Origin of the sequence: Aminobacter sp. NyZ550 (assembly GCF_025628925.2) — a bacterium.
Classification (GTDB): Bacteria; Pseudomonadota; Alphaproteobacteria; order Rhizobiales; family Rhizobiaceae; genus Aminobacter; species Aminobacter ciceronei.
The window spans coordinates 1,373,781-1,399,893 of record NZ_CP114190.1 but is presented as its reverse complement, the minus strand read 5'-3'; the positions used below and the strand labels follow the sequence as shown (position 1 = coordinate 1,399,893).

At 62.9% G+C, this 26,113-nt stretch carries 19 protein-coding genes; 7 read left to right on the top strand and 12 right to left on the bottom strand.

Features of this window, described 5'->3' with window-relative positions; all coding sequences use genetic code 11:
- Positions 1 to 159 precede the first annotated feature (159 nt).
- Complete coding sequence (locus N7E70_RS06900; RefSeq protein ID WP_263005894.1) at positions 160 to 1,482, top strand: serine hydrolase; 1,323 nt, start codon at positions 160 to 162, stop codon at positions 1,480 to 1,482.
- A 147-nt stretch (positions 1,483 to 1,629) separates the two neighbouring features.
- Here the strand turns inward: N7E70_RS06900 and N7E70_RS06895 are convergent, their stop codons facing one another.
- Positions 1,630 to 2,100: a nucleoside deaminase gene (locus N7E70_RS06895; RefSeq protein ID WP_263005893.1), complete on the bottom strand. Its 471-nt coding sequence runs from the start codon at positions 2,098 to 2,100 to the stop codon at positions 1,630 to 1,632.
- A gap of 313 nt (positions 2,101 to 2,413) precedes the next feature.
- On the opposite strand from N7E70_RS06895, the gene N7E70_RS06890 reads away from it, so the two are divergent.
- Positions 2,414 to 3,883 carry a serine hydrolase gene (locus tag N7E70_RS06890; RefSeq protein ID WP_263005892.1) on the top strand — a complete coding sequence of 490 codons (1,470 nt, stop codon included), beginning with the start codon at positions 2,414 to 2,416 and terminating at the stop codon, positions 3,881 to 3,883.
- 177 nt (positions 3,884 to 4,060) lie between these two features.
- Here N7E70_RS06890 and N7E70_RS06885 read toward each other — a convergent pair whose 3' ends face one another.
- Together N7E70_RS06885 and N7E70_RS06880 are read right to left on the bottom strand one after the other, a co-directional pair.
- Entirely contained in the window at positions 4,061 to 5,431 is a 1,371-nt protein-coding gene (locus N7E70_RS06885) for an IS1182 family transposase (RefSeq protein WP_263005891.1), read from the bottom strand.
- A gap of 96 nt (positions 5,432 to 5,527) precedes the next feature.
- Positions 5,528 to 6,229, bottom strand: coding sequence for a DUF1013 domain-containing protein (locus tag N7E70_RS06880; protein WP_263005890.1), 702 nt, complete (start codon positions 6,227 to 6,229; stop codon positions 5,528 to 5,530).
- Between the two features lie 503 nt (positions 6,230 to 6,732).
- Here N7E70_RS06880 and N7E70_RS06875 point away from each other — a divergent pair.
- A complete protein-coding gene (locus tag N7E70_RS06875; RefSeq protein WP_263005889.1) occupies positions 6,733 to 9,537 on the top strand; it encodes an autotransporter outer membrane beta-barrel domain-containing protein in 2,805 nt (934 codons plus the stop codon).
- A gap of 83 nt (positions 9,538 to 9,620) precedes the next feature.
- Here the strand turns inward: N7E70_RS06875 and N7E70_RS06870 are convergent, their stop codons facing one another.
- From N7E70_RS06870 to N7E70_RS06840, 7 genes are all read right to left on the bottom strand, one after another.
- A complete protein-coding gene (locus N7E70_RS06870; RefSeq protein ID WP_263005888.1) occupies positions 9,621 to 10,109 on the bottom strand; it encodes a GlcG/HbpS family heme-binding protein in 489 nt (162 codons plus the stop codon).
- A gap of 190 nt (positions 10,110 to 10,299) precedes the next feature.
- A complete protein-coding gene (locus N7E70_RS06865) occupies positions 10,300 to 10,887 on the bottom strand; it encodes a response regulator transcription factor (RefSeq protein WP_263005887.1) in 588 nt (195 codons plus the stop codon).
- Between the two features lie 59 nt (positions 10,888 to 10,946).
- The gene (locus N7E70_RS06860; RefSeq protein ID WP_263005886.1) at positions 10,947 to 12,635 is read right to left on the bottom strand and encodes a sensor histidine kinase; all 1,689 of its coding nucleotides are present in this window, start codon (positions 12,633 to 12,635) and stop codon (positions 10,947 to 10,949) included.
- A gap of 119 nt (positions 12,636 to 12,754) precedes the next feature.
- Positions 12,755 to 14,341: a FadD3 family acyl-CoA ligase gene (locus N7E70_RS06855; RefSeq protein ID WP_263005885.1), complete on the bottom strand. Its 1,587-nt coding sequence runs from the start codon at positions 14,339 to 14,341 to the stop codon at positions 12,755 to 12,757.
- A gap of 92 nt (positions 14,342 to 14,433) precedes the next feature.
- Positions 14,434 to 15,033 (bottom strand): LysE family translocator, encoded by a 600-nt coding sequence (locus N7E70_RS06850; RefSeq protein WP_263005884.1) that lies wholly within the window; start codon positions 15,031 to 15,033, stop codon positions 14,434 to 14,436.
- Positions 15,034 to 15,126: 93 nt separating this feature from the next.
- The gene (locus N7E70_RS06845) at positions 15,127 to 16,563 is read right to left on the bottom strand and encodes an NAD(P)/FAD-dependent oxidoreductase (protein WP_263005883.1); all 1,437 of its coding nucleotides are present in this window, start codon (positions 16,561 to 16,563) and stop codon (positions 15,127 to 15,129) included.
- 253 nt (positions 16,564 to 16,816) lie between these two features.
- Entirely contained in the window at positions 16,817 to 17,971 is a 1,155-nt protein-coding gene (locus tag N7E70_RS06840; RefSeq protein WP_263005882.1) for an acetyl-CoA C-acetyltransferase, read from the bottom strand.
- Between the two features lie 111 nt (positions 17,972 to 18,082).
- Between N7E70_RS06840 and N7E70_RS06835 the strand changes: the two genes are divergently transcribed.
- Entirely contained in the window at positions 18,083 to 18,994 is a 912-nt protein-coding gene (locus N7E70_RS06835; protein WP_263005881.1) for a LysR family transcriptional regulator, read from the top strand.
- 161 nt (positions 18,995 to 19,155) lie between these two features.
- Positions 19,156 to 20,163 carry an SMP-30/gluconolactonase/LRE family protein gene (locus N7E70_RS06830; protein WP_263005880.1) on the top strand — a complete coding sequence of 336 codons (1,008 nt, stop codon included), beginning with the start codon at positions 19,156 to 19,158 and terminating at the stop codon, positions 20,161 to 20,163.
- A gap of 375 nt (positions 20,164 to 20,538) precedes the next feature.
- Here the strand turns inward: N7E70_RS06830 and N7E70_RS06825 are convergent, their stop codons facing one another.
- Positions 20,539 to 21,402 (bottom strand): DMT family transporter, encoded by an 864-nt coding sequence (locus tag N7E70_RS06825; RefSeq protein WP_067966072.1) that lies wholly within the window; start codon positions 21,400 to 21,402, stop codon positions 20,539 to 20,541.
- A gap of 82 nt (positions 21,403 to 21,484) precedes the next feature.
- On the opposite strand from N7E70_RS06825, the gene N7E70_RS06820 reads away from it, so the two are divergent.
- Both N7E70_RS06820 and N7E70_RS06815 read left to right on the top strand, forming a co-directional pair.
- Positions 21,485 to 22,900, top strand: coding sequence for an aminotransferase-like domain-containing protein (locus N7E70_RS06820; RefSeq protein WP_263005879.1), 1,416 nt, complete (start codon positions 21,485 to 21,487; stop codon positions 22,898 to 22,900).
- 209 nt (positions 22,901 to 23,109) lie between these two features.
- Entirely contained in the window at positions 23,110 to 23,289 is a 180-nt protein-coding gene (locus N7E70_RS06815) for a hypothetical protein (RefSeq protein WP_192313940.1), read from the top strand.
- Between the two features lie 613 nt (positions 23,290 to 23,902).
- On the opposite strand, the gene N7E70_RS06810 is transcribed toward N7E70_RS06815, so the two are convergent.
- Positions 23,903 to 26,035 carry an acetate--CoA ligase family protein gene (locus tag N7E70_RS06810; protein WP_263005878.1) on the bottom strand — a complete coding sequence of 711 codons (2,133 nt, stop codon included), beginning with the start codon at positions 26,033 to 26,035 and terminating at the stop codon, positions 23,903 to 23,905.
- Between the last annotated feature and the right edge of the window lie 78 nt (positions 26,036 to 26,113).

Here is a 26,113-nt window from a genome sequence, read left to right as displayed (position 1 = left end):
CGAGAAACAACACGATGAAGTCCGCAACAAAGCCTTTCATGCGCTCCCGCGCCATGGCTGCCGCCACGGCAATGCTGTCCGTCGCCGCGTTCTCGACCGGCCTGCTTTCACTTGACCGCCAGATCGAAGGATCTTTTGCCGTGACCAAAGCCTCGGCCAGTGTGTCGTCCAGTTCCTTTCCCGCCGACAAGGAGCGCCAAGATTCTTGCCGAGCGTATCGACATAAGGCGCGAAAGCGTCGGCATCGTCGTCGGCACGATCGGTCCGCATGGCCGCAGCATCGTTGCCCATGGCAAGTTTGGCGCCAACGATCCGCGCAAGGTCGACGGCAACACCGTCTACGAGATCGGCTCCATCACCAAGGGCTTCACAGGCCTGCTGCTCGCCGACATGGTGGCCAGTGGCGAAATCGGGCTCGACGACCCGCTTGCCAAATACATGCCCGAAGGCGTCACCGTGCCCGAGCGCGGCGGCAAGTCGATCACCCTTGCCGACCTGGCCACCCATCGCTCCAGCCTGCCGAGCCTGCCCGACGACCTGGAGCCGACGAACGTGCTCAACCCTTATGCCGCCTACACCACCGAACAGCTCTATCGCTTCCTGTCGCGCTATCAGCTGCCGCGCGACATCGGTGCCGACTTCGAATACTCCAACACCGGCTTCGGCCTGCTCGGCCATGCGCTCGCCCGCCGCGCCGGCGTCGACTACGAGACGCTGGTGACCCAACGCATCACCAACCCGCTCGGCATGTCGAGCACGGCCATCACGCTTTCGCCCGAACTCGCCGGGCGCATGGCCACCGGCCATAATGGCGACCTGCAGCCTGTTCCCAACTGGGATCTTCCGGCCATCGCCGGTGCGGGCGCGCTGCGCTCGTCGGCCAACGATCTGCTCAATCTGCTGGCCATGGCTGCGAGCACTGAAAAGTCGCCGCTCACTGACGCCATTGCCACGGCGAGCCTCAAGCGCAAGCCGGTCAACGACGGCACGCAGGTCGGCCTCGCCTGGATGATCACCGAAAGCTCGTCGGGCGACATCGTCTGGCACAGCGGCGGCACCGGTGGTTTCGTCAGCTTCTTCGGCTTCCATCCGGCCTCCAGGACGGGCGTCGTCGTGCTGTCCAATTCCGATGCCGACGTCAACGATATCGGCATGCACCTGCTCAACCGGGACATTCCGCTTTCCGAGCCGAAGCCGAAACCGGTCGAGGCCGTCATCGACCCGAAGCTGCTCGACGGTTATGTCGGCCGCTATCAGTTGGCACCGAAGATGGTGTTCGACATTACCCGCGATGGCGACACACTGTTTGCCCAGTTGACCGACCAACCCAGGCTCCGTCTCTTCCCCGAGGGAGGAGACCGCTTCTTCTACAAGGATGTCGAGGCCGCGATCACTTTCACACGAACCGATGCCAGTCCTTCGCCGAGCCTGACCTTGCACCAGTTCGGCGAGAACATTTCAGCCCCGCGCGTGACCGACTGAGCTGACTATCCACCGCCGCGTACTTGGCCGGGGCAAGCCATTCCTGGCTGGACACTGGCCACCCCGCCGCCTGGTTTTCACCGAACGCATAGGCTCAGGCTGGCATACGTTTCTGCCACGCGCCTCGACCGTTGCTGATGGGTTCTGTCACCAAAAATCCTTGTGGTCGTTGACGATCTCGTCTTCGAGCTCGGGGAATGGGCCACGAACCGCGACATGGCGGCGTCCGGCTGCGAACACCTGATCGCAGCTGAGGTCGAGCGTCAGGTTCTCCGGATTGTCTCCGGTGAGCTCGGCCAACCGCTTTTCGCTCAGCCCATAGACCACGGTGCCGATGCCGGCCCAGTAACATGCCCCGGCGCACATGCAGCACGGCTCGACCGAGGTCACGAGCGTGCATCGTTCGAGAAAGGCCGGATCATGTTGCTGCGCGGCCGCGCGGGCCACATTCGCCTCCGCGTGGCCAACGCCCCGATCCCTTGCGAAGGTGTTGCCGGATGAAAGCAGCACGTCGCCCTCTGGCCCGACCAGTATCGCGCCGAAGGGATGATTACCGCTGGCCCGGCTTTCCCCGGCGATCTTCACCGCAAGACGTAGATGCTCGGTATCGCTGCTCATGGCCGCCTCCCTGGTATCCGTAACCACACGCCCAAATGCTTCGCACCCTCATCTTCCCGGAGCGCTTGGCGGCTGTCCAGCCGGCTGTTGAAAGAGGCGTTCATCTGAACGCGGCGACGTCGTTCATTGGTCCGACGAGATCGAGGTGACGGCGGCGGCGACCGACGCCGTCTGCAAGCGAAAGCGATGTGTTCAACGACCCGCCGGCCCGCGCCAATCGCAGCTGCCGCAATGCTCTTGCAATCTGCCGGGACCAGACAGTGCTGTTCGATTTGCCAGTCGCGCCGAATCCGCGCCCAGAGACAGCATCGCCATGAGACGCCTCAGGATACTCTCCGCATTTTCAGGTGCACTGACTGCAGCCGCCGTGATCTTCACCGTTGCAGCCGTGACCGGTGGGCTGCTCTATCTCGACCGCAAGCAAGACAGGCCCATCGTCGTGTCCGCAGTTGCCGGCGACTGGTCGGGTCAGACGCCAACCGGGACGGAAATCCGCCGCATCCTCGCCGACCGGATCGACGTTCAGAGGCGAGGCGTCGGCATAGTCGTCGGCACCATCGGGCCGGACGGGCGCAGCATCATTGCCCATGGCGACTGCGGCGGCTTCGATCCGCGACCTGTCGACGGCGACACCGTGTTCGAGATCGGCTCGGTGACCAAGGTATTCACCGGGCTGTTGCTGGCCGACATCGCAGCGCGCGGCGAAGTCGCGCTGACCGACCCGGTGGCCAAATATTTGCCGATGAACGTTGCCGTGCCGGAACGGGGCGGCAAGGCGATCACCCTCGTCGACCTGGCGACGCAGACCTCCGGCCTGCCGCGCATGCCCGACAATATCGAGCCGGCCGACGAGACCAACCCTTATGCCGACTACACGATCGATGAGCTCAATGCCTTCGTGTCGGGCTACGAGCTGCCGCGCGACATCGGTACGGAATATGAGTACTCGAACCTGGGCTCGGCGCTGCTGGGGCAGGCCCTTGCTCACCGCGCCGGCAAGAGTTTCGAGGCCCTCGTTCACGACCGCATCAGCGGCCCGCTGGCCATGCGCAGCACGGCAATCGAATTGCCGCCTCATCTCGGCAAGCGCCTGGCCACCGGCCATAATGACATGCTGGAGATTGCGCCCAGCTGGGAGTTGCCCGCTTTTGCCGGCGCCGGTGCCTTGCGTTCAAGCGCCAACGACCTGCTCGACCTGCTGCAGGTGACGGTCAACACGAACAAGACGCCGCTGACCATTGCCCTTGCCGGCACACTGGCGACACGGCGGGCCATCGGTGAACAGGAGACCTCGGCGGCGCTCGGCTGGGTCGTCACCAAAAGCAGCAATGGCGAGATTGCCTGGCACGATGGCGGCACCGGCGGCTACAGCGCCTTCATCGGCTTTCATCCAGGCTCACGCAGAGGTGTCGTCGTCCTGTCCAACGCCATCACCGGTGTCAGCGACATCGGCCTGCATCTGCTCAATCGCGAGATCCCGCTGACGAGGGTTAAACCGCGGCACGCCGAGGTTCCGGTCGATTCAAGCCTGTTCGACACCTACACCGGCCGCTACCAGCTCGCGCCCGACGTCATCCTCAGCGTCATCCGCGAAGACGATGCCCTCTACGCCCAGTTCAGCGGCCAGCCGAAACTGCGGCTCTTTGCCGAGGGCGAGCACCGCTTCTTTTACAAGGACGTCGAGGCGGCCATCACTTTCGCAGCCCCGGCGTCGAACCGATCACCCGGCCTCACCCTGCATCGCTTCGGCCGTGACATGCCGGCATCCCGGCTGTCTGACTGACCTGCTGACCGGTGACATCAGAGCAAACCGGAAACGAAAAAGGCCCCGCAATGCGGGGCCTCAGACTGCTGACAAACCCCGTCGAATTTCGGCGGGGTTTTGTTTTGTGGGTTGATTGAGCTTTTGGATTGATGTCGGGGAGCAGATGCCAAGGCTCGTTGCGAGCCCGCTTTGGCCTCATGCGAGGCTTGGTTTTGGCTTTTGCCAGAGGCTGATTGCGATCTTTTTCATGTTCTGGGCGGCGGCTGCGATCAGGCACTGGCAGGCGACGCGTGTTCGCCCTCGGAAGCGGGCATAGCGATGGCCGAAGAGCTGCTTGGCATCGGCGAAGGATCGCTCGACCGTCTCCTTGCGGCGTCGATAGATCGCCTTGCCCCATGCGGTTAAGCGGTTGGCATCGACCCGCTCGCGGACATCCTGCCAGACATGGCGCGTGATGGTGCGCTCGGCCTTGGCGTTTGATGTGCAAGACGCCAGCAGCGGACAGTTGCGGCAGATCGTCGGGTCGCTCCTGTAGTGGCGATAACCGCCGCGATCGGTGGTGGCGTAAGTGAGCAACTGGCCCTGCGGGCAACGATAGCCGTCAAGGTCCGGCTCATGGACGAAAGCGCCCTTCCTCATCTTGCCAGGCTTTGGCCGGGTCGGGTTGCGATAGCCGACGACACCGTGGATGTTCCTGTCCTCCAGGCCCTTGGCGATGCCTGGCGTGGCATAGCCGGCATCCAGCCCCGCCGCCGTGACGTCGAAGCCGAAACGCTCCACCTGGCGGTCGAGCCGGTCGAGATAGACGATCGAGTCATGCACGTTGGCCGGCGTGGCAAACGTGTCGGTGATGATGCCGAAGCCGCCATCCACCGTGCGGTGATCGAGATAAAAGAAGCCCTTCGGCTTGCCCTCGCGCACCATATAGCCAGCCTCAGGATCGGTGCGCGAGACCTTCGTCTCTTTCACCGCAGGCTGCCGCTCCTGCTCCTTCAGCGCCTTCTGGCCGTGCAACGCCCGTTCGGCATCGATCGCCCGGTCGAGCTCGCCCCAGTAGTCGGCACGCGACTTGGCGACCATGGCAAGGTCGTACTTGCCCTTGTTGGCATTGGCCTTCAGGTGCGTGCTGTCGGTGTAGAGCACCGTGCCGTCGACCAAGCCTGCCCCGATCGCCTGCTCGACAATGCGGTCGAAGATCGCCTGCGCGATCGTCTCGTCCTGGTAGCGCCGGCGTCGGTTCTGCGACAATGTCGAGGCGTCGAACACCTTGTCCGTCAGCTTCAGCCGCAGGAACCACCGGTAGGCGACATTGACCTCGATCTCTCGCACCAATTGCCGCTCCGAGCGCACCCCGAACAGGTAGCCGATGAACAGCGCCTTGAACATCAAGGTCGGATCAAGTGGCGGGCGACCATTGTCGGCGCAGTAAAGCGGCGCTGTCAGATCGTGGATGAACGAGAAATCGATAACACCATCGATCTTGCGCAGAAGGTGATCAACTGGAACCAGTTGATCGAGCGTGACGATCTCAAGTGCGGTTTGTTCAGGGCCGGCTCGCTTCAACATCACCCACTGAATCACAAACCCCCAACTCTCGCCAGGGGGTTGTCAGCAGTCTGAGGCCCCGCAATGCGGGGCCTTTGTTTGTGCGAGGGAAAACGCTCAGAACTTGTCGTCTTCGTCCTCGTCCGGCGCCTTCGAGCGCAGGGCAGAGAGCTTGGCGAACACGGCGTTGGCGTCGAGCTCCTTGTCCTCGTCCTTGGGCGCGGCCTGCTCCGGCGTCAGGCGCTCGGTCAGCGAGGCCGGCAGCAGCGTATCGCCGACAGGAGCGGCTGCTTCGCGGCCGCGCGAGGCGCGCTGCACTTCGATGTCGAGGTCGATCTGCGAGCACAGGCCGAGCGCCACCGGATCGAGCGGCGTCAGCGTCGCCATGTTCCAGTGCTTGCGCTCGCGGATCTGCTCGATCGTCGCCTTGGTGGTGCCGACGAGGCGCGAGATCTGCGCATCCTTGAGCTCGGGATGGTTCTTGACCAGCCAGTAGATGGCGTTCGGGCGATCCTGGCGCTTCGACAGCGGCGTGTAGCGCGGGCCCTTGCGCTTGGTCTCGGGCACGCGGACCTTGGGGTCCGACAGCTTGAGGCGATGGTTGATGTCGCCCTCGCCCTTGGCGATCTCGGCGCGTGTCAGCTGGCCGGTCATGATCGGGTCCATGCCCTTGATGCCCTGGGCCGATTCGCCGTCGGCGATCGCCTTCACCTCGAGCGGGTGCAGCGAGCAGAACTGTGCGATCTGGTCGAAGGAAAGTGCCGTGTTGTCGACCAGCCAGACAGCGGTCGCCTTGGGCATAAGCAGCGTATTGGCCATGCGATATATCCTCTTCGCTCGCCCGCGTCCCTCACGCGGGCGGTGGTCAGACCACCAGAAAATGGGAAATTCGGCCCGTATATAGACGCATTCGCCGGCCACCGCAACGATTTTGGAACCGCGCCAAAGCGGCCTTCGGTGCCACCTTCCGGAAGGCGGCCAACCCCGGCGATGCCGCAGCTGCTCCCGGCCATTCCGGTTGGCGGTCAAGTGTATAAACCGGCCTTGACCCGGTTGATCTATCAGCAAAAGCTTACTATTCATTGGAAAGGGGACATCCAAGTTTTCTGCAAGCTATCCCGCCGGGAGTCGGCTTGCGTAATACGCTGACGACGTTTTTCTTTGGGCGGGATTACTGGCGGCATATTTGAACACTCCATTCGAGCGGCAGCATTCTGCGCGCGGAAAACCATTTTGAGACGACGATTTTTTGGGGGCGTATCATGACAACTGGCCACAATACGGCCATGCGCGGATTGTTGCGCGCTGTTTCGATAGCCGGCATGGCCAGCACCGTATTGTGCACCCTTGCCGCTGCTGCACATGCCCAGACCTGGGAAGGGGACCAAAGCAGCGACTGGTTCAACGGCGACAACTGGTCGGGCGGCAGCGCTCCCGCAGGAACGGCCGTGATCGTCAACCAGCCGGGCGCGCCCAATGCACCAAGCATTGGCACCCCCGGTGCAAGCACAAGCACACTCTTCATCGGCGGCGTCGCCGGCGCCTCGCTCAACATCGTCAATGGCGGCAGCCTGGCTTCGACATCGGCGATAGTCGGCAACTCGTCGGCCAACGGCGCACCACCAGCCAGCAGCCAGACAGGCGAAGCGACGGTTACGGGCGGCAGCTCCACCTGGACGACCGGCGATCTCAATGTCGGCTTCTACGGATCGGGGACATTGAATATCGCGGCTGGCGGCAGCGTTGAAGCCGCGCACGCATCGGTGGCCACCCACGCGGGCAGCGTCGGCCTGGTCAACGTGACCGGCACGAACTCGTCGCTGAGCACCGGCAACAGCGGATTTGTTGTCGGCGACGGAGGCGAAGGCACCTTCAATCTCAGCCTGGGCGCAACTGCGAGCAGCTACTCCGCAAGCCTGGGCCAGCAGGCGAGCGGCAACGGCATCGCCAACATTTCGGGTGCCGATACGCTGTGGCAGATCACCAACGCCAACCTGATCCTCGGCCAGGCCGGCGACGGTGAATTGCATATCTCCGGCGGCGCGAAGGTTACGGCCAACAATCGTACGTTTCTGGGCAGTGGTGCCGGCTCCTCGGGCACACTGACCATCGATGGTACGGACTCTGCCCTCACCTCGACCGTCGACATCAGGATAGGCGTCAATTCGGCCGGTTCGGCCAGCCTCACGGCAGGCGGCAAACTGCAAAGCGCAGCAGTGATCGTCGGAGCCAACGCCTCCGGCGTCGGCGACCTGGTGGTCTCCGGCCCGCAGTCCCGCGTCGTTTCAGGCTCATATGTCATGCTGGGCTGGAATGGTGCTGGTACCGCCACGGTCAGCCACGGCGGCACGATCTCGACGGCAGCTGCCGGCATCCAGATCGGCTTCGCCGGCGGCTCCACCGGCACGCTCAACATCGGCGCGGCCGAGGGCGACGCTGCCGTCGCTGCGGGCAACGTCGATGCACCGAAAGTCGTCTTCGGACCGGGCAGCGGCACGCTTGTCTTCAATCATAGCGACGATGCCCATGATTTTGCCGCGGCCATTTCGGGCAGCGGCGCGATCAGGCATCTGAGCGGAACAAGCCGCCTGCTTGGCGACAGCTCGGCCTTCACCGGAACGACCGACGTTGCGGGCGGGACATTGTGGATCGGCTATGGCCTCGGCGGCACGCTCGACGTGTTCTCGACCGCCAGGCTTGAAGGCAGCGGCGATCTCGGTGACGTCACGATCCGCTCCGGCGCCACCGTCGCGCCCGATGGAACCTTCGACGTGGCCGGCGATTTCGCCTTTCAGGCGGGTTCACTCTACGAGGTCGGCATTGGCGGCACAGCCAGCCGCATCGCCGCCGGCACGGCCTCCATCGATGCGACATCTTCGGTCCATATCATCGCCAGTGGCACGGGCGTGCTGTTGGACGAGTATCTGATCCTGTCGACAACCGGAGCGCTGACGGGCGCCTTCAGCGGCGTCACCGACGACTTTGCCTTCCTCGACAGTGCGCTCGACTATAGGAACGCCACAGAGGTCTGGCTCACCTTGCAGTTCAATGGTGCTGCGTTCGGCAGCGTAGCCACTACCGACAACCAGCAGGCCGTGGCCGGCGCGCTCGACAATTTGCCGGCCGGCAACCCGATGGTCGGCGGCCTGCTTGGCCTTTCCGCCGGCGGCGCGGGCGACGCGCTCGATCAGTTGTCAGGCGACATCCACCCCTCGCTGATGAACGCCGGCATCATATCAGCGACACTGGCACAGGATGCCGTGCACAACCGCATCCGCACGACCTTCGACACAGCGGCCGGAAAGCCATCGCGTGCCTTCTGGGTCGAAGGCGTGGGCAATATCTCGGAATTGTCAGGCGTCGACGACGCCGATGGCTTCAAGGTCAAGACCGCGGCACTGTTTGGCGGCCTCGACGGCGAGGTCACCGAAGGCATCCGCCTCGGCGCCATGGCCGGCTATTCCAGCAGCAGCATCTCCGGGGATAGGCGGACTGCCACCGGTACAGCCGACACCTTGCATGCCGGCGTCTACGCCGGGGCCGAGCTTGGTGCGCTTCGCCTGCAATTCGGCGCCATCCAGGCGTGGCACGATCTGTCGAGCGAACGTCGTGTCGCCTTCGGCGGCTTCTCCGACAGTCTCGCCGCCGGCTACGATGCTTCAACCACCCTCGTCCATGGCGTCGTCGGCTACCGCCTCGGCCTCGGCGCATCCTATGTCGAGCCGTTTGCCGGCATCGCTTATGTCAGGACCGGCAGCGACGGATTTGCCGAGACCGGCGGCGGCGCAGCACTGACCGGGGCAGCCGGCGATCAAGATGCGACCATCTCCACCCTCGGCATCAGAGCGAGCGCCGAACTGCCGGCCGGCGCGCGATCCGTCACGCTGCAGGGCATGCTCGGTTGGCGCCACACCGAAAGCGACGCGCCGCTGTCGCGCCTCACCCTTGCCGGCACGGCACCGTTTTCCGTCTTGGGTGACAGCCTGGCGTCGGAGGCCTTCGTCTACGATGCCGGCCTGAGCTTTGCCGTCAGGGACAACGCCCGCCTCGACGTCAGCTATGCCGGTGCCATCGGCAACGGCACCGCAGCGCACCAGCTGCGCGGCAGCTTCGCCATGGGGTTCTGACCGGCGCGACGGAAACGAAAAAGCCCCGCCTCCTGGTCCAGGAAGCGGGGCTTCGTTCTTGCCGGCAAAGCTATCGGACAGGCTTACTTCAGCTGGTCGGCGACCTTTTCGAGCGCAGCGACAGCGCAAGCCTCGTCGAAGTTGCCGCCCGGTGCGCCGCCGACGCCGATGGCGCCGATGACAGCGTCGCCAGCCTTGATCGGCATGCCGCCGGCGAGCACCAGGAAGCCGTCAATGTCGACTAGGCCTGCTGCGCCGGGGTTCTTCTGCACGTTCTCGGCCATCTTCGAGGTCGGCGTGCGCGACGAGGCCGAGGTAAAGGCCTTGTCCTGGGCAGCCGAAACCGTGTGCGTGCCGGCATTGTCGGCGCGAACGAGGGCGCGCAGCACGCCGGCGCGGTCGACCACGGCAGCGGTGACGTTGTACTTGTCGGCGGCGCAGGCGGCGACCGCGTTCTGGGCGATCTCGACGGCGAGGCTCGACGAGATATTCTTCTCGGTCAGCACCTGTGCGGAAGCAGCGCCCGAAATGGCAACGGTGGCAGCGGCGGCGAGGAAAATGCTCTTGATCATGACTGGGTTCCTGTCCTGATGTTGCTCGGGAGAAAGCGTCTTGCTTGTCCGAGGCCAGAACTACGCCGAACCGCTGCCGTGCTGAATCCGCGATGCCACCACCTGCCCTAGGTAGGATTACCTACTGCCGCGACCGCCAGGGCATGACCCCAAAAAGTGGAGGCCGGTTTTCGGACAGGATCAGGTCCCACTAGGAGATCAGCGCCAATCGCACCTGCTCGGCCACCGAGCTTGTGCCAAGCTTGTCCGCGATCTTCGCCCGGTGCGCGTCGATGGTGCGGGCCGAGACCTCGAGCGCGGTTGCGATCTCCTTGCTTGCCCAGCCTCGCGCCACCATGTCGAGGACCTCGCGCTCGCGCTCGGTCAGCTTGGCCAGAAGCGTGCGCGCCTCGCGTTTTTCCAACCGGGCATCGAGGCTACCGAACCCCTGCTGCAGCGCCTCGACAAGTACCTCGCCATCGACAGGCTTGGTCAGGAAATCCTGGATGCCGGCCTTGAAGGCGCGCCGGCAGGCGGCGACGTCGCCATGCCCGGTGATCATCACCGTCGGCCAGTCGATGCCGCGCTCGGCGAGTTTCTGGTAAAGCTGCAGCCCTGATACCTCGGGCATGCGCAGGTCGACCACCAGCACGCCGGGCTTGCCCTCGTCGACATGCGCCAGGAAAATCTGCGGATCGCCAAAAGTCTCGACCTTTATGCCATAGGTGCCGAGCAGGAAGGCCAGCGCCTCGCGCACCGCCTCGTCATCGTCGATCAGATAGACCTGATACCTGCTCATGCCTTCACTCCCCGGAGCACAGCCGCGGACACCCCAACACGCTCCGGCGCCTGTCCAACCTAGCCATCGTGCTTGCCGGCAATCGCTTCGGATCGTCCGACCGACGCACGCGGCAGCGTAATCACGAACCGTGCCCCGCCGCCAACGGCGTTGCCGGCCTCGATGCGGCCATCGACCCGCTCCACCAGCGTCTGGCACAAGGACAGCCCCAGCCCCATGCCGTCTCCCTTGGTGGTGAAAAACGGCACGAACAGTTTCGGCAGCACGTCGGGAGCAATGCCCGGCCCGTTATCCTCGACCTCGATCTTCGCTTCCGCGCCGACGATTGTTGTTGCGATCGCAATCCGCGCCTCGACAGTCCCGGCGCTGTCCAGTGCCTCGGCCGCATTGCGGATCAGATTGTGCAGCACCTGCTCCATCTCGATCGCGTCGACCACCGCCTCCGGCGCCGGCTGCCCAAGCTCCAGCACCAGCGCCACGCCGCGCCGTTCGAGGTCAGTGCGGGTCAGCGCCACGACCTCGGCGACGATGGCGTTCAGGTCCTGCCGCGCCCGTTCAGGCGCCTTGTTGGAGGCATAGTCGCGCATCCGCTTCAGCATCTCGCCGGCACGCTTGGCTTCGCGCACGTTGACGTCGAGCGCCTGCGAAATCATCGCCATGTCGGGCCTTTCCGCCTGCGAAAGCCGAAGGGCCGCCTGGCTGCGGCTCAGGAGGGCGGTCAGCGGCTGCGTCAGCTCATGCGCGATACCGGACGCCAGCTCGCCCATGGCGTTGACGCGCGAGGCATGCGCCAACAACGTCTCCCGCTCCTGCAAGAGCGCTCGCGCCTCCGCCGCCCGCGCGGCGAGCTCGGATCGCTTCACCGCCGCCCGCTGCCCGAGCCCGAAGCTCAAGGCCGCAGCCAACAGACCGGCCGCCACGGCAAAGCCCAGGAACCGCCCCGGCGGCACCAGTGCGGCCAAAGGCAGCGCGCGGTCGAGCGACAAGGACAGCCGCTGCCCTTGCCCGTCGATCACCTTCTCGAAATGTGGCGGCTTTAGCCACGATACGCCCGGGCCGACCGACGCATCGGCCGGCAGGTCCACCAGGTCGGCACCATCGAGGCTGATCCTGAGATGCGCAAAACCAGGGCGCTCCTCCGGCTCCAGAAGCCTGGCGGCCTCGATCATCAGCACCACGGCGCGGTCAGACGGCTCCGGCGCGCGCTTGGCCAGGAGATAGCGCCCGTCGCCAGCGGCGTAGACGCTCGGCCTGCCCCGCACCTGTGCCACGATTTTTTCCCCCAGCGGGGCCAGCTCAACCCCATCGCCGGCGGGCACGTCCACCATCTCGCGCACGATCACAGCCGAAGCGCCGCCGCCTGCCGGCTGCGAAGCTCCCGAGCTGCCTGGCTCGACCGATCCTTGACCTCCGGCCACGGCGCCGTTGGCAGCGACCTCTTGCTCGAGCGAAACCAGCGTCAGCCAGGCGATGCGCGGATAAAACCGCGAAATGCTCTCCATCACCTGCCGTACGGCCCCGTCGGGCGCCGGCTCGGCCCCGCTCGACAGTGCAATCAGCGTGGTCAGATGCGCATCATGCTGCGCCACCCGCTGCGAGATCAGCCGGTGCAGCGTCCGCCCGGTTACCTCGACCTCGTCCGCCATCCGCGTCCGCGACGTCTCCACTGACACGGCCGCGAAGGCCACCAGTGCGGCGAGCCAAAGCGCGAGGCCGAGGAGGCGGGGATGGGAGAAGGGTGTGGTCACGTCGGGTTAATGCTGCCAGAAGTCGGCATCACCATAATCGCGGACCAATCAGAAGGGAACGGCGTGTCTGTCTGACGACAGGGCGCTGATGCAGCCTCGAGAATGACCCAAAGTGCCCTTCAGGCACATTTTGCAAATGAAACCCTAAGCTGATCCTTTACCACCTTGCCCTGCGGGCTCGTTGGCAATGAGGACCGGATCTCGACGCTGCGCGGACATTTGTAATTGGCCATGTTGGCACGCGACCAATCGATGATCTCTTTCTCGGTGGCATTGGTGCCCGGGCGCAGCACCACATAGGCCTTACCGACCTCGCCGAGCCGTTCGTCGGGCACGCCGATCACGGCGACAATGCCGATGGCCGGGTGTTCACTGAGCAAACGCTCGATCTCGGCCGGGTAGCAGTTGAAGCCGCCGGTGATGTACATGTCCTTGAGCCGGTCCTCGATGTGCAGGTTGCCGTCCGTGTCGAAATAGCCGATGTCGCCCGTGTGCAGCCAGCCCTCCGGATCGATGGTCCTGGCAGTGGCTTCGGGATCGTTGAAATAGCCCTTCATGACGATATAGCCGCGGATCACCACTTCGCCCGGCTTGCCGTCGGGCAGGAAGTGGCCGTCCTCGCCGATGATACGGACTTCGACGCCGGGCGAGGCTTTGCCGGCGGTGTTGGCGATCACCTCATCCGGGTCGGTCGCCTGGCACATGGTGCCGTAGCCGCCGCATTCGGTCAGACCATAGCCCGTTACCACACCCGCTATGTTGAGTTCTGTTCGCATCCGATGGACCAGAATGGGTGGAATTGTTGTGCTTCCCGTCACGGCCAGGCGCAGGCTGGAGGTGTCGAAGTTCGCCAGCTCCGGATGCTGGAGCATGCCCTGGAAGATGGCGGGTGGACCGGGGATGACGCTGATCTTCTCCGCGGCGACACGCTTGAGAATTTCGCCGGCGTCATAGGTGAGATGGGGCATGAAGACGGCGCCACGCATCAGCGCCACCATCGCCCCGGCACGATAGCCGAAGACGTGGAAAAGTGGCGGAATGACCAGGATGCGATCGTGCTCGCGGATGCCGACACGCGTCGCCCAGGCGTCGATCGCCTGCAGGCATTGCAGGTGGCCATACATGACGCCCTTGGGATATCCCGTGGTGCCCGAAGTGAAGAGCATGTCGCAGAGGTCGTCGGGGCCGACAGTGGCCTCGCGCGCGGTTAGCTCGGCATCGCTGATGCTGTCGCCGGCGGCGACGAAATCGTCCCAGCTGCGGTCGCCATTGCCTGGATCGCCGATGACGACAACTTCGCGCAGCAGTTCGCGCGTCTCGGTACGGAGCTGGTCGGGATAGTAGGTGTTGAGGAAGGTGCCGACGGAAAACAGCACCGAAGTGCCGCTGCGCTTGACCAGTTCGGCGATTTCCGCGCCCTTGAAGCGGGTGCTGGCGGGAATGAGCACGGCGCCTGCGGTGACGAGACCGAGGGCGGTGGCGAACCATTGCCAGGTGTTGGGCGCCCAGACCATGATGCGGTCGCCGTTCTGGACGCCGGCTGCGATCATCGCCTTGGCAACGCGCTTGCGCATCGCGTCGAGCTCGATGAAGTTCAGCACGACGCCATTGTCTTCGACTGCGGTGCGTGTGCCATAGAGCTCGGCTGCGCGCGCGCAGAGGGCAGGAATGGTGGTGAACTTCCAGTCGGCGTCTTCTGAGATCATCTGTCTGCCTTGGGTGCGATGAAGGGTTGTCGTTCGCCCCTAACCGGGGCGAACGAGCCTGGTTGGAAATCGTTGTTGTGATCGATGGGCTGCTAAAGCTCGAAGGCGCGCAGCAGGGTCGTCACGAAGAGCGAAGTGGCGAAAAACACCAGCACTGCCGCCCCCAAACGGGCAAAAAGCCGCGACGAGGCAAAATGCTGGAACCGTCGGGCGATGCCGGCGCCAATCAGTGTCCAGATGGACCCGATGGTCAGGATGAGCAGCGACAGCCACATCAGATAAGGCAGCGCGGCCGGAATGTTGCCTTCACGCAGATGTGGAACGATGGTGAGTGCAAACAAAAGTGCCTTGGGGTTGGACAGCGTCACGACGAAGATGTCGGCGGCGCGCGAGCCGGTCCGGTTCTGACGCGCCATGTCCCAGGTCCAAAGCTTGCGCGCCGACAAGAGCAGGGCCGCGGCAGCGGCGATCGCGGCAAACGATGCGGCCGAATGAACGAAGCGGGCGGCCAACGACAGACCGAGCGACCAGCCAAGGATGGCGCAGAGGTATCCGAGCAATTCTGCTGGCAAGAGCTTCAGGGCAGATTTACAGCCGAGCAGCGCACCATTGGTTGCAATCAGCGTGTTGGTTGGCCCTGGAACGAAAAGCAGCGTTATCGTCGCGGCCGAAAATGCGAGCCAATTCTCCATCGCAAGACCTCATAGCATCGCCGGATCCTGGTCGCGTCGGCGCCCAGGACAAATGTCGGGGAAAGGGCCGGGCTGTCGCCCGGCCCTGGCTTCTTAGGCTGCGGTCTGGGCCAGCATGATCTCTGGCTGCGTCACCACATAAAGGCCGTCGATCGCCGCGTTGGCCTGCAGGAACTGCAGTCCGTTGAGAGCATCCATGAACTGCATGTTCTCGCGCTTGGTCTCGTCGCCGATCTGGCCGGTGCCGCGGCGCATGTCGACACCTTGCCTCAGCTTTTCGGCAACCTGCTTGGCAACGATTTCGCCGTAGCGGCCATCGCTGACCTCGGTGTAGTCGGCGCCGCCAGACACGATGCTGACGAACGCCTTCTTCATGTCGCGGTCCGAATAGTCCTTGGAGGTCAGCCGCTGCGCTTCCCAGAAATAGCCTGCCTGCCCTCTGTTGAGGTCATAGAAGGCGGAAACCATCATCAGGAACCTAAGATAGGCCTGCCGGTAGCTGGTCTCGAAGAAATTGACCGCGCGCGCCTCGTCGACATGACCTTTCAGGATGCTGGCAATCGACGCGGCGGCAACGAGGCTAGAAACCATCGCAAGGTGAACGCCGCTCGACAGCAGCGGGTCGAGAAAGCACGCGGCATCGCCGCACATGAAGTAGCCCGGCCCCGAGAAGCGCTCCGACGTGTAGGAGTAGTCCGTCTCCATTTTGATGTCGGTGCGCTTGGCATCCTTCAGGATGATGCGCGCCTCCTCATTGTCGGCAAGCAACCGGTCATAGACCTGTTCGGCGCTTTGCCCACCATCGCGTTCCTTGCGCAGCTGATCGCGAGTGATGACCGTGCCGACGCTGACCGTGCCGTCGTTGAGCGGAATGAACCAGATCCAGCCGGCCTCCACCGAGATGATGCGGGTCGAGCCGGCAGGCAGATCGTCGTAAAAGAGGTTGGTCCCGGACCAGTAGGACCAGATGGCAACGTTTTTGAAGACGTTATGGAAATGCCGGTCCTTCGTATACTCGTTGGCGATCACGCCGCTGCGGCCGGAGCAGTCGACCAGATACTTGAAGCTGATGTTGCCTCTCGTCTCTGAGGTTCGGTCGAGGTAGCTCGCCGAGACCGCCCGGCCATTGTCGAACTCGATCTTGCTGACCTTGACGTTCTGGTGAACGCTCGCGCCATTCTCCGCTGCGTGGTCGAGCAGCAGCTTGTCGAATTCCGAGCGCTTGACCTGATAAGAGTGGTTTGGTGCACCCTCGATCTCGTCGAAGCGGAACGACCACTTTTCGTTACCCCAGTTGAAGTAGCCGCCAGGCTTCTCGACGAAGCCATGCTTCTTCATCTTTTCCCCGGCGCCGATTGCGTCGAGCATCGGCATCAGCGAGGCAAGAAGCGACTCGCCAATATGATATCTCGGGAACACGTCGCGTTCCAGAACAGTGGTCTTGATCCCCTGCTTGGCAAGGATGGTTGCGACAGTGGAACCGGCCGGTCCGCCGCCGATGACAAGTACGTCAGTGGTATTCGAAATCATCAAGGTCTCCTAAGCGATTGACGAGGCCAGATGTGGATGTGGGCGAGTAGGCAAGTTTCCAATCGGGACTCGGAATATGCGGGATGCCCTCGACGACAATATTTTCTGAAATCTAATTACAAATCGTCTATTCGGACGATATATATTTGCGTTTACTTAAGTAATTATAAGCAAAAATAAGTAATATACACCCGAACAAGCTTGTTCGGATCACTTATGTTGTTCGTACTGGTTGGCGCTCCGGTGGTTCTGCCTAGTTCATCCTCTCAATAATGGTGACATTTGCCTGCCCCCCGCCCTCACACATGGTCTGCAGGGCAAACCTGCCATTGCGTCGTTCCAGCTCGGACAACATCGACGTCATGATGCGGGCGCCGGTGGCGCCGAGCGGATGACCGAGCGCGATAGCGCCGCCATTGACGTTCATCTTTTCGTGCGGCACTTCGAGCTCGCGCATCCAGGCCATGGGGATGGAAGCGAAGGCTTCGTTACATTCGAACAGGTCGAAGTCGTCGACCCGCATACCCGCCTTGGCAAGCGCGTGTCGGGTGGCGGGGATCGGCGCCGTCAGCATCCAGATAGGATCGGCAGCGCGAACCGAGATGTGGTGGATTCGTGCGCGCGGTTTGAGCCCGTGGTCCTTCACGGCCTGTTCGGACGCAATCAGTATGGCTGCGGCAGCGTCAGTGTTCTGGCTGGCGACGCCAGCATGGACCCGGCCACCAGTGCGCAGTGGAGCCAAGGCAGCCATCTTGGCCAGGCTGGTATCACGGCGCGGCGCCTCGTCGACGGAAAAGTTGCCGACGGGAACGATTTCGGGTGCGAACAGTCCCCGATCGATGGCATCGATGGCGCGCCTGTGGCTTTCAAGCGCGAAACGTTCCATGTCCTCGCGGCTGCAGCTCCACCTCTCAGCGATCATGTCGGCGGCCCTGAACTGGCTGACTTCCTGCTGGCCATAGCGCACCTGCCAGCCGGGCGAGCTGCTGAAAGGGTCGTCGAAACCGAACTGCGTGCCGACCGCCATAGCCGCACCCATCGGGATCAGGTTGAGGTTCTGCACGCCGCCGGCAACCACAAGATCCTGGGTTCCGCTCATGACGGCCTGGGCGGCGAAGTGGATTGCCTGCTGCGACGATCCGCATTGCCTGTCGATTGTCACCCCCGGAACATGTTCGGGGAGGCCGGCCACCAAAGCGCAGGTTCGGGCGACGTCGCCCGCTTGCGGGCCGATGGTTTCCGTGCAGCCGAAGATGACGTCGTCGATGCTGGCCGGATCTACGTCGGTGCGCTTGACCAGTTCCCTGATCGGGTAGGCGCCCAGATCGGCAGAGTGTGTGCTGGCGAACGCACCCTTCTTGCGGCCGACGGGCGTGCGCACGGCATCGATGATGTAGGCTTCGGGCATAGGGACAAGCTCTGCGATTTCCACTGTCCCGGAGGCTAGCGCCAGATCTGATCCTCCACTATTCCTATAATGGTCATATGACTTCAACGGTTTCTGAATAACGAGCGATACATGGATCTCAGGCTTCTCGAGTGCTTCCTGCGTGTCGCCGAGTTTGGCAGCATGAACCGTGCGGCCGCCGACCTGAACCTGTCCCAGCCGTCGCTTTCCCGAAAGATCGCTCTTCTCGAGGGCGAAATCGGCGCCTCGCTGTTCCGGCGGGACACCACAGGAACCAAGCTGACAGAGGCCGGTCTGCTGCTGGCCGGGCGAGCACCGCAGCTTTTGCGCGAAGCGGTCCTGATCAAGGAGGAGATCGCCCAGGAAAGCTCGACCTCCGTATCGTTGGCGTTGCCCTCATCGCTGAACCGCTTGCTCGCCATCCCCTTTCTGGAGAAGGTCGTCCGCGAACATCCGCGTTACACGCTGCGTGTTAGCGAGATCGTCTCCAACGCACTCGAGGTGTGGATGCAGCGGCGGACCCTCGACGTCGCCATCACCGCGCTGCAGCCGCGAACGCAGCGTTTCAGCCTGACGCCGCTTGTTCGCGAACCGATGATGCTTGTCGGAACCGAAAGCGCGGAACTGGGCGTCGAAGGCATGGTCTCGGCCGACTTCGTGGTGCAGCACAAGCTGGTGCTACCTGAGTCCGGCAATCCGATCCGGCGCTATCTCGAGCAGAAGCTCGGAACCGGAAATCTCTCCATCAACACCGTTGTCGAAGTCGAGTCGGTCGCCATGTGCTACGAGCTTGCACGCGCCGGCGTCGGCTACACCATGCTGCCCTATTCATCCATTTACGAACACAAGCGCGACGACAGGGTTTCGATGGCGGTGATCCAGGGCTTCGATGTCACCTGGGCCCTTGCGGTCAACCGCTATCGCGTGCATTCCGCCGCCGTCAGCCAGGTGGCCGAGGACCTGCTTGTTTTTGCCCGCGGGCGTGCGGCCGACCCCGCCTGGAAGTTCGCCACGGTGATCTGAGGTCAGCTGCCGAACAGCGCCTGGCAGTCGTGTCTTTTTTGAAGCCGGACGGCGTTGCGAAAGCACGACAGAGCATTAGTCCGAACAGACGATGCAGCCCATTTGAACACGTCCACCCTTTATTAGGCGAGGACCTATCATCTACAAAATGGGAGAGAAAAATGTTGCGTCGTGGCGCACTTCTGGCATTTTTTGCATCGTCTCTTGCATCACAGACACTGGCATCCGACTGGCGAATTCTTACGCAGTTCGACGATGCGCCCGAAGGGCTCGTCGGCGACACCAACGGCAATTTTTATGTCAGCCTGTTTCATTCCGCGCTGGTCATGAAGGTCGCGACCGACGGCACGTCGACCAAGATCGCCGATCTGAGGACGGTGATCGGAGATGCCAAAGGCAGCACCGTCGGCATCGACTGGGACGGCAAGGATCACCTCTACGTCGCCTTTTCCGAATACTCCAAACGCTTCCCCTGGCCTGCCAAGGCCAATCTGGCGGTCGAGGGATGCGGTGATGCAACTGTCACCAGGTCCGGCCTGTACAAGGTCACGATCTCGACGGGCAAGGTCGAGCCGGTGGTGACGCGAGCCGACGGATATCCGTTCTGCTTCCCCGACGACCCGGTCATAACACCGGACGGCAAGATCTTCCTGTCGGATCTCAGCCTGCAGGCGATCTGGAAAATAGACCCCGAGCAGAAATCGGCCGAGTTGTGGTCGAAGGACCCGCTGTTCAGTCCGGGAGACCGCTCTCTCAGCGGTTATCCCGTCGGCGTCAATGGCATAGCACTGGCACCGGATGGCAAGTCGCTTTACGGCGTGACAGGCGGCATCCCGTTGCTGGTCAAGGTGCCGATCCAGGATGACGGCAGTGCCGGACAGGCTGAAATGCTGGCCTTCGGCTACGACAACATGGATGGTCTGGAGGTCGACAAGGACGGCAATTTCTACCTGACCGAGACCACGCGCAGCGAAATCTGGAAGGTCAGTGCCGACGCCAAGAAGCGACAGCAGCTGGGCAACCCGCTCCAGGCGCCTCTCGGCGCTCCCGCAAGCATCGCCTTCGGCAATGGCGAGATCTGCGTGACCAACCTGAACTTCTTCAAGCACCTGCCGGAAAGCCAGGCAAACTCCATAGCCTGCACGAAGCTGGATAAGCCGCTCTGGTAGTCAGAGCATGACCAGCGCACTCCAGCGGTGCAGGTCCCCCTGGGCTGCGCGGGTATCGCAGTAGCACCTGCAGCCGTTCCGTTGATCCGCCAGGCAGCATCGACGGGCTGGACGCAGCCTTGACTAACTTGGGCCAAGCCCGTTCGCCTCGGTCCCCGCCTGCCGACAACGCGGTGCGAGTTCGCCTCGTATGCGTTGTCGGCTCTTTTCGCAGTGTTGATGGATACAACGGCGGTATCGCTGGTCGGGATGGGGTTGGCCTTGATCAACCGCGCCACTGCGCGGCCACCATGGGGCCGACTGCGGTATGCCCTACGATGAACGCCCGGCAGAGTGGCCTCCTTGCAACGGCTGGCGCACACATCCAACTCTACCTCATTTGCCGAACCTGCGCGCCCCGAAGACGCAGCAGATGACAGCGACGGTGACGACCAACATCACGGGGGTCACGGGCTCGCGGAGCAATGTAGCGGCAAGCACGAGGCCAAAGAATGGCTGCAGGAGCTGAAGTTGTCCGACCGAGGCGATGCCGCCAAGCGCAAGGCCGCGATACCAGAAGACGAAGCCGATGAGCATGCTGAACAGGGAAACGTAGGCCAGGCTTGTCCATGCCGGAATCGTCACGTTCTCAAATGTGGCAGGCCAATAGATCGCCGTGAGCATCAGCATCACCGGAAGGGATATCACCAGCGCCCAGCAGATGACCTGCCATCCACCGAGCTTGCGCGAGAGCGTCGCCCCTTCGGCGTAACCGAGCCCGCAAGCGATGATCGCGGCCAGCATGAGCGCGTCGCCGACAGGCGAGGCAGACAGCCCCTGGCTAATCGCAAACCCGGCGACCAATGCGCTTCCGAGAACCGAGAAGAGCCAGAAGATCGGCTTGGGTCGCTCATTGCCGCGGATCACGGCGAAGATCGCAGTGCAGAGCGGAAGGAGGCCGATGAACACGATCGAGTGGGCCGACGTGACATGCTGAAGGGCAAAAGCCGTCAAAAGCGGAAAACCAACCACCACGCCGAGGGCAACGACCACCAGGGAAACAAGATCGCGACGTTCCGGGCGGCGCTCCCTGAAGGCGGCTAGTAAGACAACTCCGAGAATGCCGGCAATTGCCGCACGAGCAACCGTCAGAAAAACCGGATCAAGAGACTGAACGGCAACGCGCGTGGCGGGCAGTGACCCGCTGAAGATGATCACACCTATCAATCCGTACAACCAACCGCTTGTCGACCGTTCCATGGCACCCCCTTTGTCCATGGACCTATGCAGGCAGCCGCTTGCAACCGCCAGATACGGTAAGGTACAGTTTGACATTACTGTTATGGCCACAAAGGCAATACAGATGGACACAACCCGTATTGAAATGGTGATGGAGCAGATCAGGCGTCGAATCGCCGGACGCAGCCTCTTGCCAGGCAGCAAGCTTCCCTCCGTACGGGCACACGCCAAGACGTCAGGCGTCTCGGTTTCGACAGTCGTAGAAGCCTATAACCGCCTCGTTGCCGAGGGGGTGGTGCTATCCCGTCCTGGTTCCGGTTTCTACGTGGCGACACAGACCGCCCCACTGTTGCTGTCCGAGGTTGGTCCGAAGCTCGACCGAGCTATCGATCCGTTCTGGGTGTCCCGCCAATCGCTGGAAGCCACCGACAATACCGAGAAGCCGGGCTGCGGGTGGCTGCCCCCTGACTGGCTTCCCGAGGCTGGCCTCCGGCGCGGTCTACGCGCACTTTCCAGGGCTTCGGGGATTGCCCTGGCCGAATATGGATCGCCATTGGGATTGCCACCCCTTCGGCAATTGATCACCCGGCGAATGGCAGAGAAGGGCATTGAGGCGCCACCCGACCAGGTCATCCTGACCGAAAGCGGCACCCAGGCCATCGACCTTCTCTGTCGCTATCTCATCGACCCTGGCGATACCGTGCTTCTCGACGATCCCTGCTACTTCAACTTCCAGGCGCTGTTGAGAGCGCACCGGGTTCAGGTCGTCAGCGTTCCCTACACCCCAAATGGGCCCGATATCGAGGTGTTCGCGTCCGTGCTCGCAGAGCATCGGCCACGCCTCTACATCACGAACTCGGCGGTCCATAATCCGACGGGAGCGACGCTTTCTCCTGTTATCGCCCATCGTGTCCTGATGCTGGCCGAACAGCATGGTCTGACAATCGTCGAGGACGATATTTTTGCCGACTTTGAGCATGTGCCCGGCCCGCGGCTCGCCGCGTTCGACGGCTTGAACCGAGTCATCCACATCGGCAGCTTCTCGAAAACCCTCTCTGCTTCAGCCCGATGCGGGTTCATTGCCGCGAAAAAGGATTGGATAGACGGGATCGTCGACCTGAAAATTGCGACAACATTCGGCGGCGGGCGTCTCAACGCGGAGCTCGTCCTCAGCGTGCTCAGTGACGGTGGCCATCGTAAGTATCTCGAGGGACTGCGGATGCGCCTTGCTCGAGCACGCCACGAAGTCGGAGCGAAGTTGCGGGAGATAGGCATCGTGCCCTTGCTGGAACCGCATGCCGGGATGTTTCTCTGGTGTAGAGTTCCTGGTCCTCGATCGTCGGCACAAGTGGCAAGGGCAGCACTTGTCGATGGTGTCGTCCTGGCGCCCGGGAACGCTTTCAGCCCTGCCCAGACGGCAGGAGACCTGATGAGGTTCAACGTCTCACAAATCGGCAACAGCAGGGTTTTCGAGACGATACAGCGGTCGCTATCCCAATCTTGTTCGGGGGATCGCTAGATCACGCAAGTCTCTTTCGTACTTATGTTGCTCCGCACCCCGGCTGCGATTGCTGGATGCTTGCAGGACAAGAGGACTTCGCATCGGAATGATCAGATTGGGCCGGGAGGGGACTGGAAGCTTCCATTCGAAGACCAAGCGTTAGCTGTCGTTTGAGGGCTCTGTTTGACCAACGGGAGTGCGGGTGCAAGCGCGGGAAGAAGCGATAATTGCGCCTTCTGGCGCCACGCACGCCCTCCGGCCCACTCGGCTCAGGCCAGGAGCAGTTCAGCGCTTCTGTCGGCATTGCCTACTTTGGCGGCAACGCGGCGAGCAAGAGTGTCACCGGCAACAAGGAACTGCCCTTGCTCGACGTGGCCAGCAACAGGACGTTCCTGATCACCGACTAACGAAAACGCTCCAAGCTCTTCGGGCTCAGGCTCCTCGGCAACGCTACCTCTCGCGCTGAAGCGAAAGTAGCGCCACACGATGCGCGGATAAGACTGTGGGATGCTAGCCATCAACGGCGCACATCCCTTTCAGCCATAGACTCGGCCCCGCTCGACAGCGCGATCAGCGTGGTCAGACAGGGCTGCGCCGCACGCTGCGAGATCAGGTCGGTGCAGCGTCCGCCCCGTCACCTCTCCATCGACACGACGACGAAGGCCATAAGTGCGGCGAGCCAATGCGCGAGGCCGAAGAGGCAGGGATGGAGGGGTGTCGGCATGGGCATAAGTCGGCACCACCATGGTTACGCGATAAGCAGAAGGGAACGGCGCGTCTGTCAACGAAAAGGGTTACCTTATCAAGCGATGGAGCGATGTCCTGCTTGGGGCTAATACCAGTCGGTCCGGTTGCGGCGATCAGGTAGCCGGCAGGGGCTCACTTGACCGTCGATCACCGGCGTGGGGTCAACACCAGGCTCGCGGTCGGTCGCCCGATCGCATTTGAAGACCTCCTACCCTTGTTGGATGCGCATCCCAATTCTCCCTTCAAACGCCGCAGAATTGCGCCATCGTGCGGCTATGTCGATGAGTTGGCCGCGACGACAAGCGCATCGACAGCCACAGCCCGGTCCGGCAGCACGATAACCGGATTCAGGTCAAGCTCGGCTATCGCGGAACCGGCGGCCAGCCCCAGTTGCGCCAGCTTGAAAACCAGATCGACAAGGGCTTCCTTGTCCGAGGGTTCCGCGCCGCGGGCGCCATCGAGCAAAGGGGAGAGCCTCAGGCTGGCGATCATGTCGCTGATATCGTCCTTGTCGACAGGCAACGGTCGCGTAGCCGCATCCTTCAGGATTTCGGCATAGATGCCCCCGGCGCCGATGGTGATGGTTGGGCCAAGATCGCGATCCTGCGTCAGTCCGACGATCATCTCGACGCCGGTGACGATCAGTTCCTGCATCAGCACACCCTCGATCCGAGCCGCCGGAAAATGGGTCTTCGCCTTTGCCACCAGGCTCTCGTAAGTGCTTGCGGCAGTCACAGCGTCACCGATGTCGAGCAGCACCAAACCCGCATCCGACTTGTGGGCGATGTCGGGCGAAGCCAGCTTCATGACGACGCGCCCTCCCCAGGCCGCGAACGCTTCTGCTGCCTCGGAGGACGAGGTAACCAGGCGCTCGCCAGCACGGCAGATGCCTGAGCCGTCGAGCAATGCGGCCACCTGTCCGCTGTCGAGAATTCCATCCTGCTTCAGCGCGCCTTGCTGGCTGGCCGACAATGCTGCTGCATCCCAGGAGCGGCTGCGGAATGCCGCCTTTGCGGCCTCGTAGTCAGCGTGCGCGCGCATGGCGCGGAAGCATTTGCGGAATGAGCGGAAGATCGGCACGCCTGACTTGACCAGGTCGCGATAGCCGGGACTGTCGGTCAGCACCGACCCCCACACCGCGACCACAGGCTTGGGCGAACGTGGTGCGAAAGCCAGCACGTCGGCGGCAAAGCTGTCGGACAGCAGGCCAAGGGCCGCCGTCAGCCCGACCACGATGACATCGACGTTTGCGTCGGCGGCAATGGCTTCAAGCACCTCGATACGCTGTTGCTGCGGGGCAGCGATGACAAAGCCGCCGCCATTGTCGATCGGATTGGAGACGGTGACGTAGTTGGGCAGGTAGGCGTAGAGCTTTTCGATCGTCGCCTGCGACAGATCGGGAAAGCTCACGCCATAGCTGTCGGCCAGCTCGGCCATCAGCGTCGTCGAGCCTCCCGAAACCGAGTAGAGCGCACAGTTCGGGCCGGTGCCCGCCGGCAGCTTGGCAAGCAGGTTGGCCGTCTCGAGCAACTCGTCGAGATCGCGGACCCGGATCACCCCATACTGCCGGAACAAGCCGTTGATGACCGCATCCGCTCCAGCGAGGTGGCCTGTATGCGATGCGGCCATGCGCGCACCACGCTCGGTCGATCCCATCTTGAGCATGACCACGGGCTTCTTCATCGCATTGGCAGCCTCAAGCGCCAGCCTGAGCTTGGCGATCGACTTGAAGCCTTCGACATAGGCTGCGATGACCGACGTCTGCGGATCATGGGCAAAGTAGTTGATGAAGTCGGCAACCTCGAGATCGACCTCGTTGCCCACCGTCACCCAACGCCGGAAGGCAGCACCCATGGCGATGCCCTCGACGATGGGCCGGCCGTTGAAGCCGCTCTGGGTGACCAACCCGACGAGGCCGCCGCGATGATGCTCCGGCACGGGAAACTGCTCGAATGTGTTGTCGTTGGTGTTCGGCCCGATGACACGCACGCCATGTTCACGGGCGGCCTCGGCGACCTTGGCCTCGAGCGCGGCACCCTCGGCACCCACTTCTGAAAAACCGGAGCTGAAGACGATGACATCGCGCACGCCGCGACGACCGCAATCGGCGATTACCTGCGGAACGATCGCCGGCGCCACCTTGACCACGGCGAGGTCGATATGATCAGGCACCTCCGCCATCGACGTGAAGACAGGCACACCACCGGCCTCACCGCCGCGCGGATTGACGTAGCAAAACCGCACGTCATCGCCGAAGCGGCGAAACCAGCTATGCGCTTGCGGCGACGCGTCGACACGGCCGACATAGGCAATGCCGCTCTTCTTGCGAAACATGCGCTGGAGATCGACCAGGCTGCGGTCGAGTTCTTCGCGGGCGTGCTGGATTGCCTGTGGGATGGTCTGCATGATGTCGGGTCTTTCGGTTTGTCGGATTTCCGGGCGATTGGCCTAGGCCAAATGGCCGAATTCAGCTTCTCGGCAAGG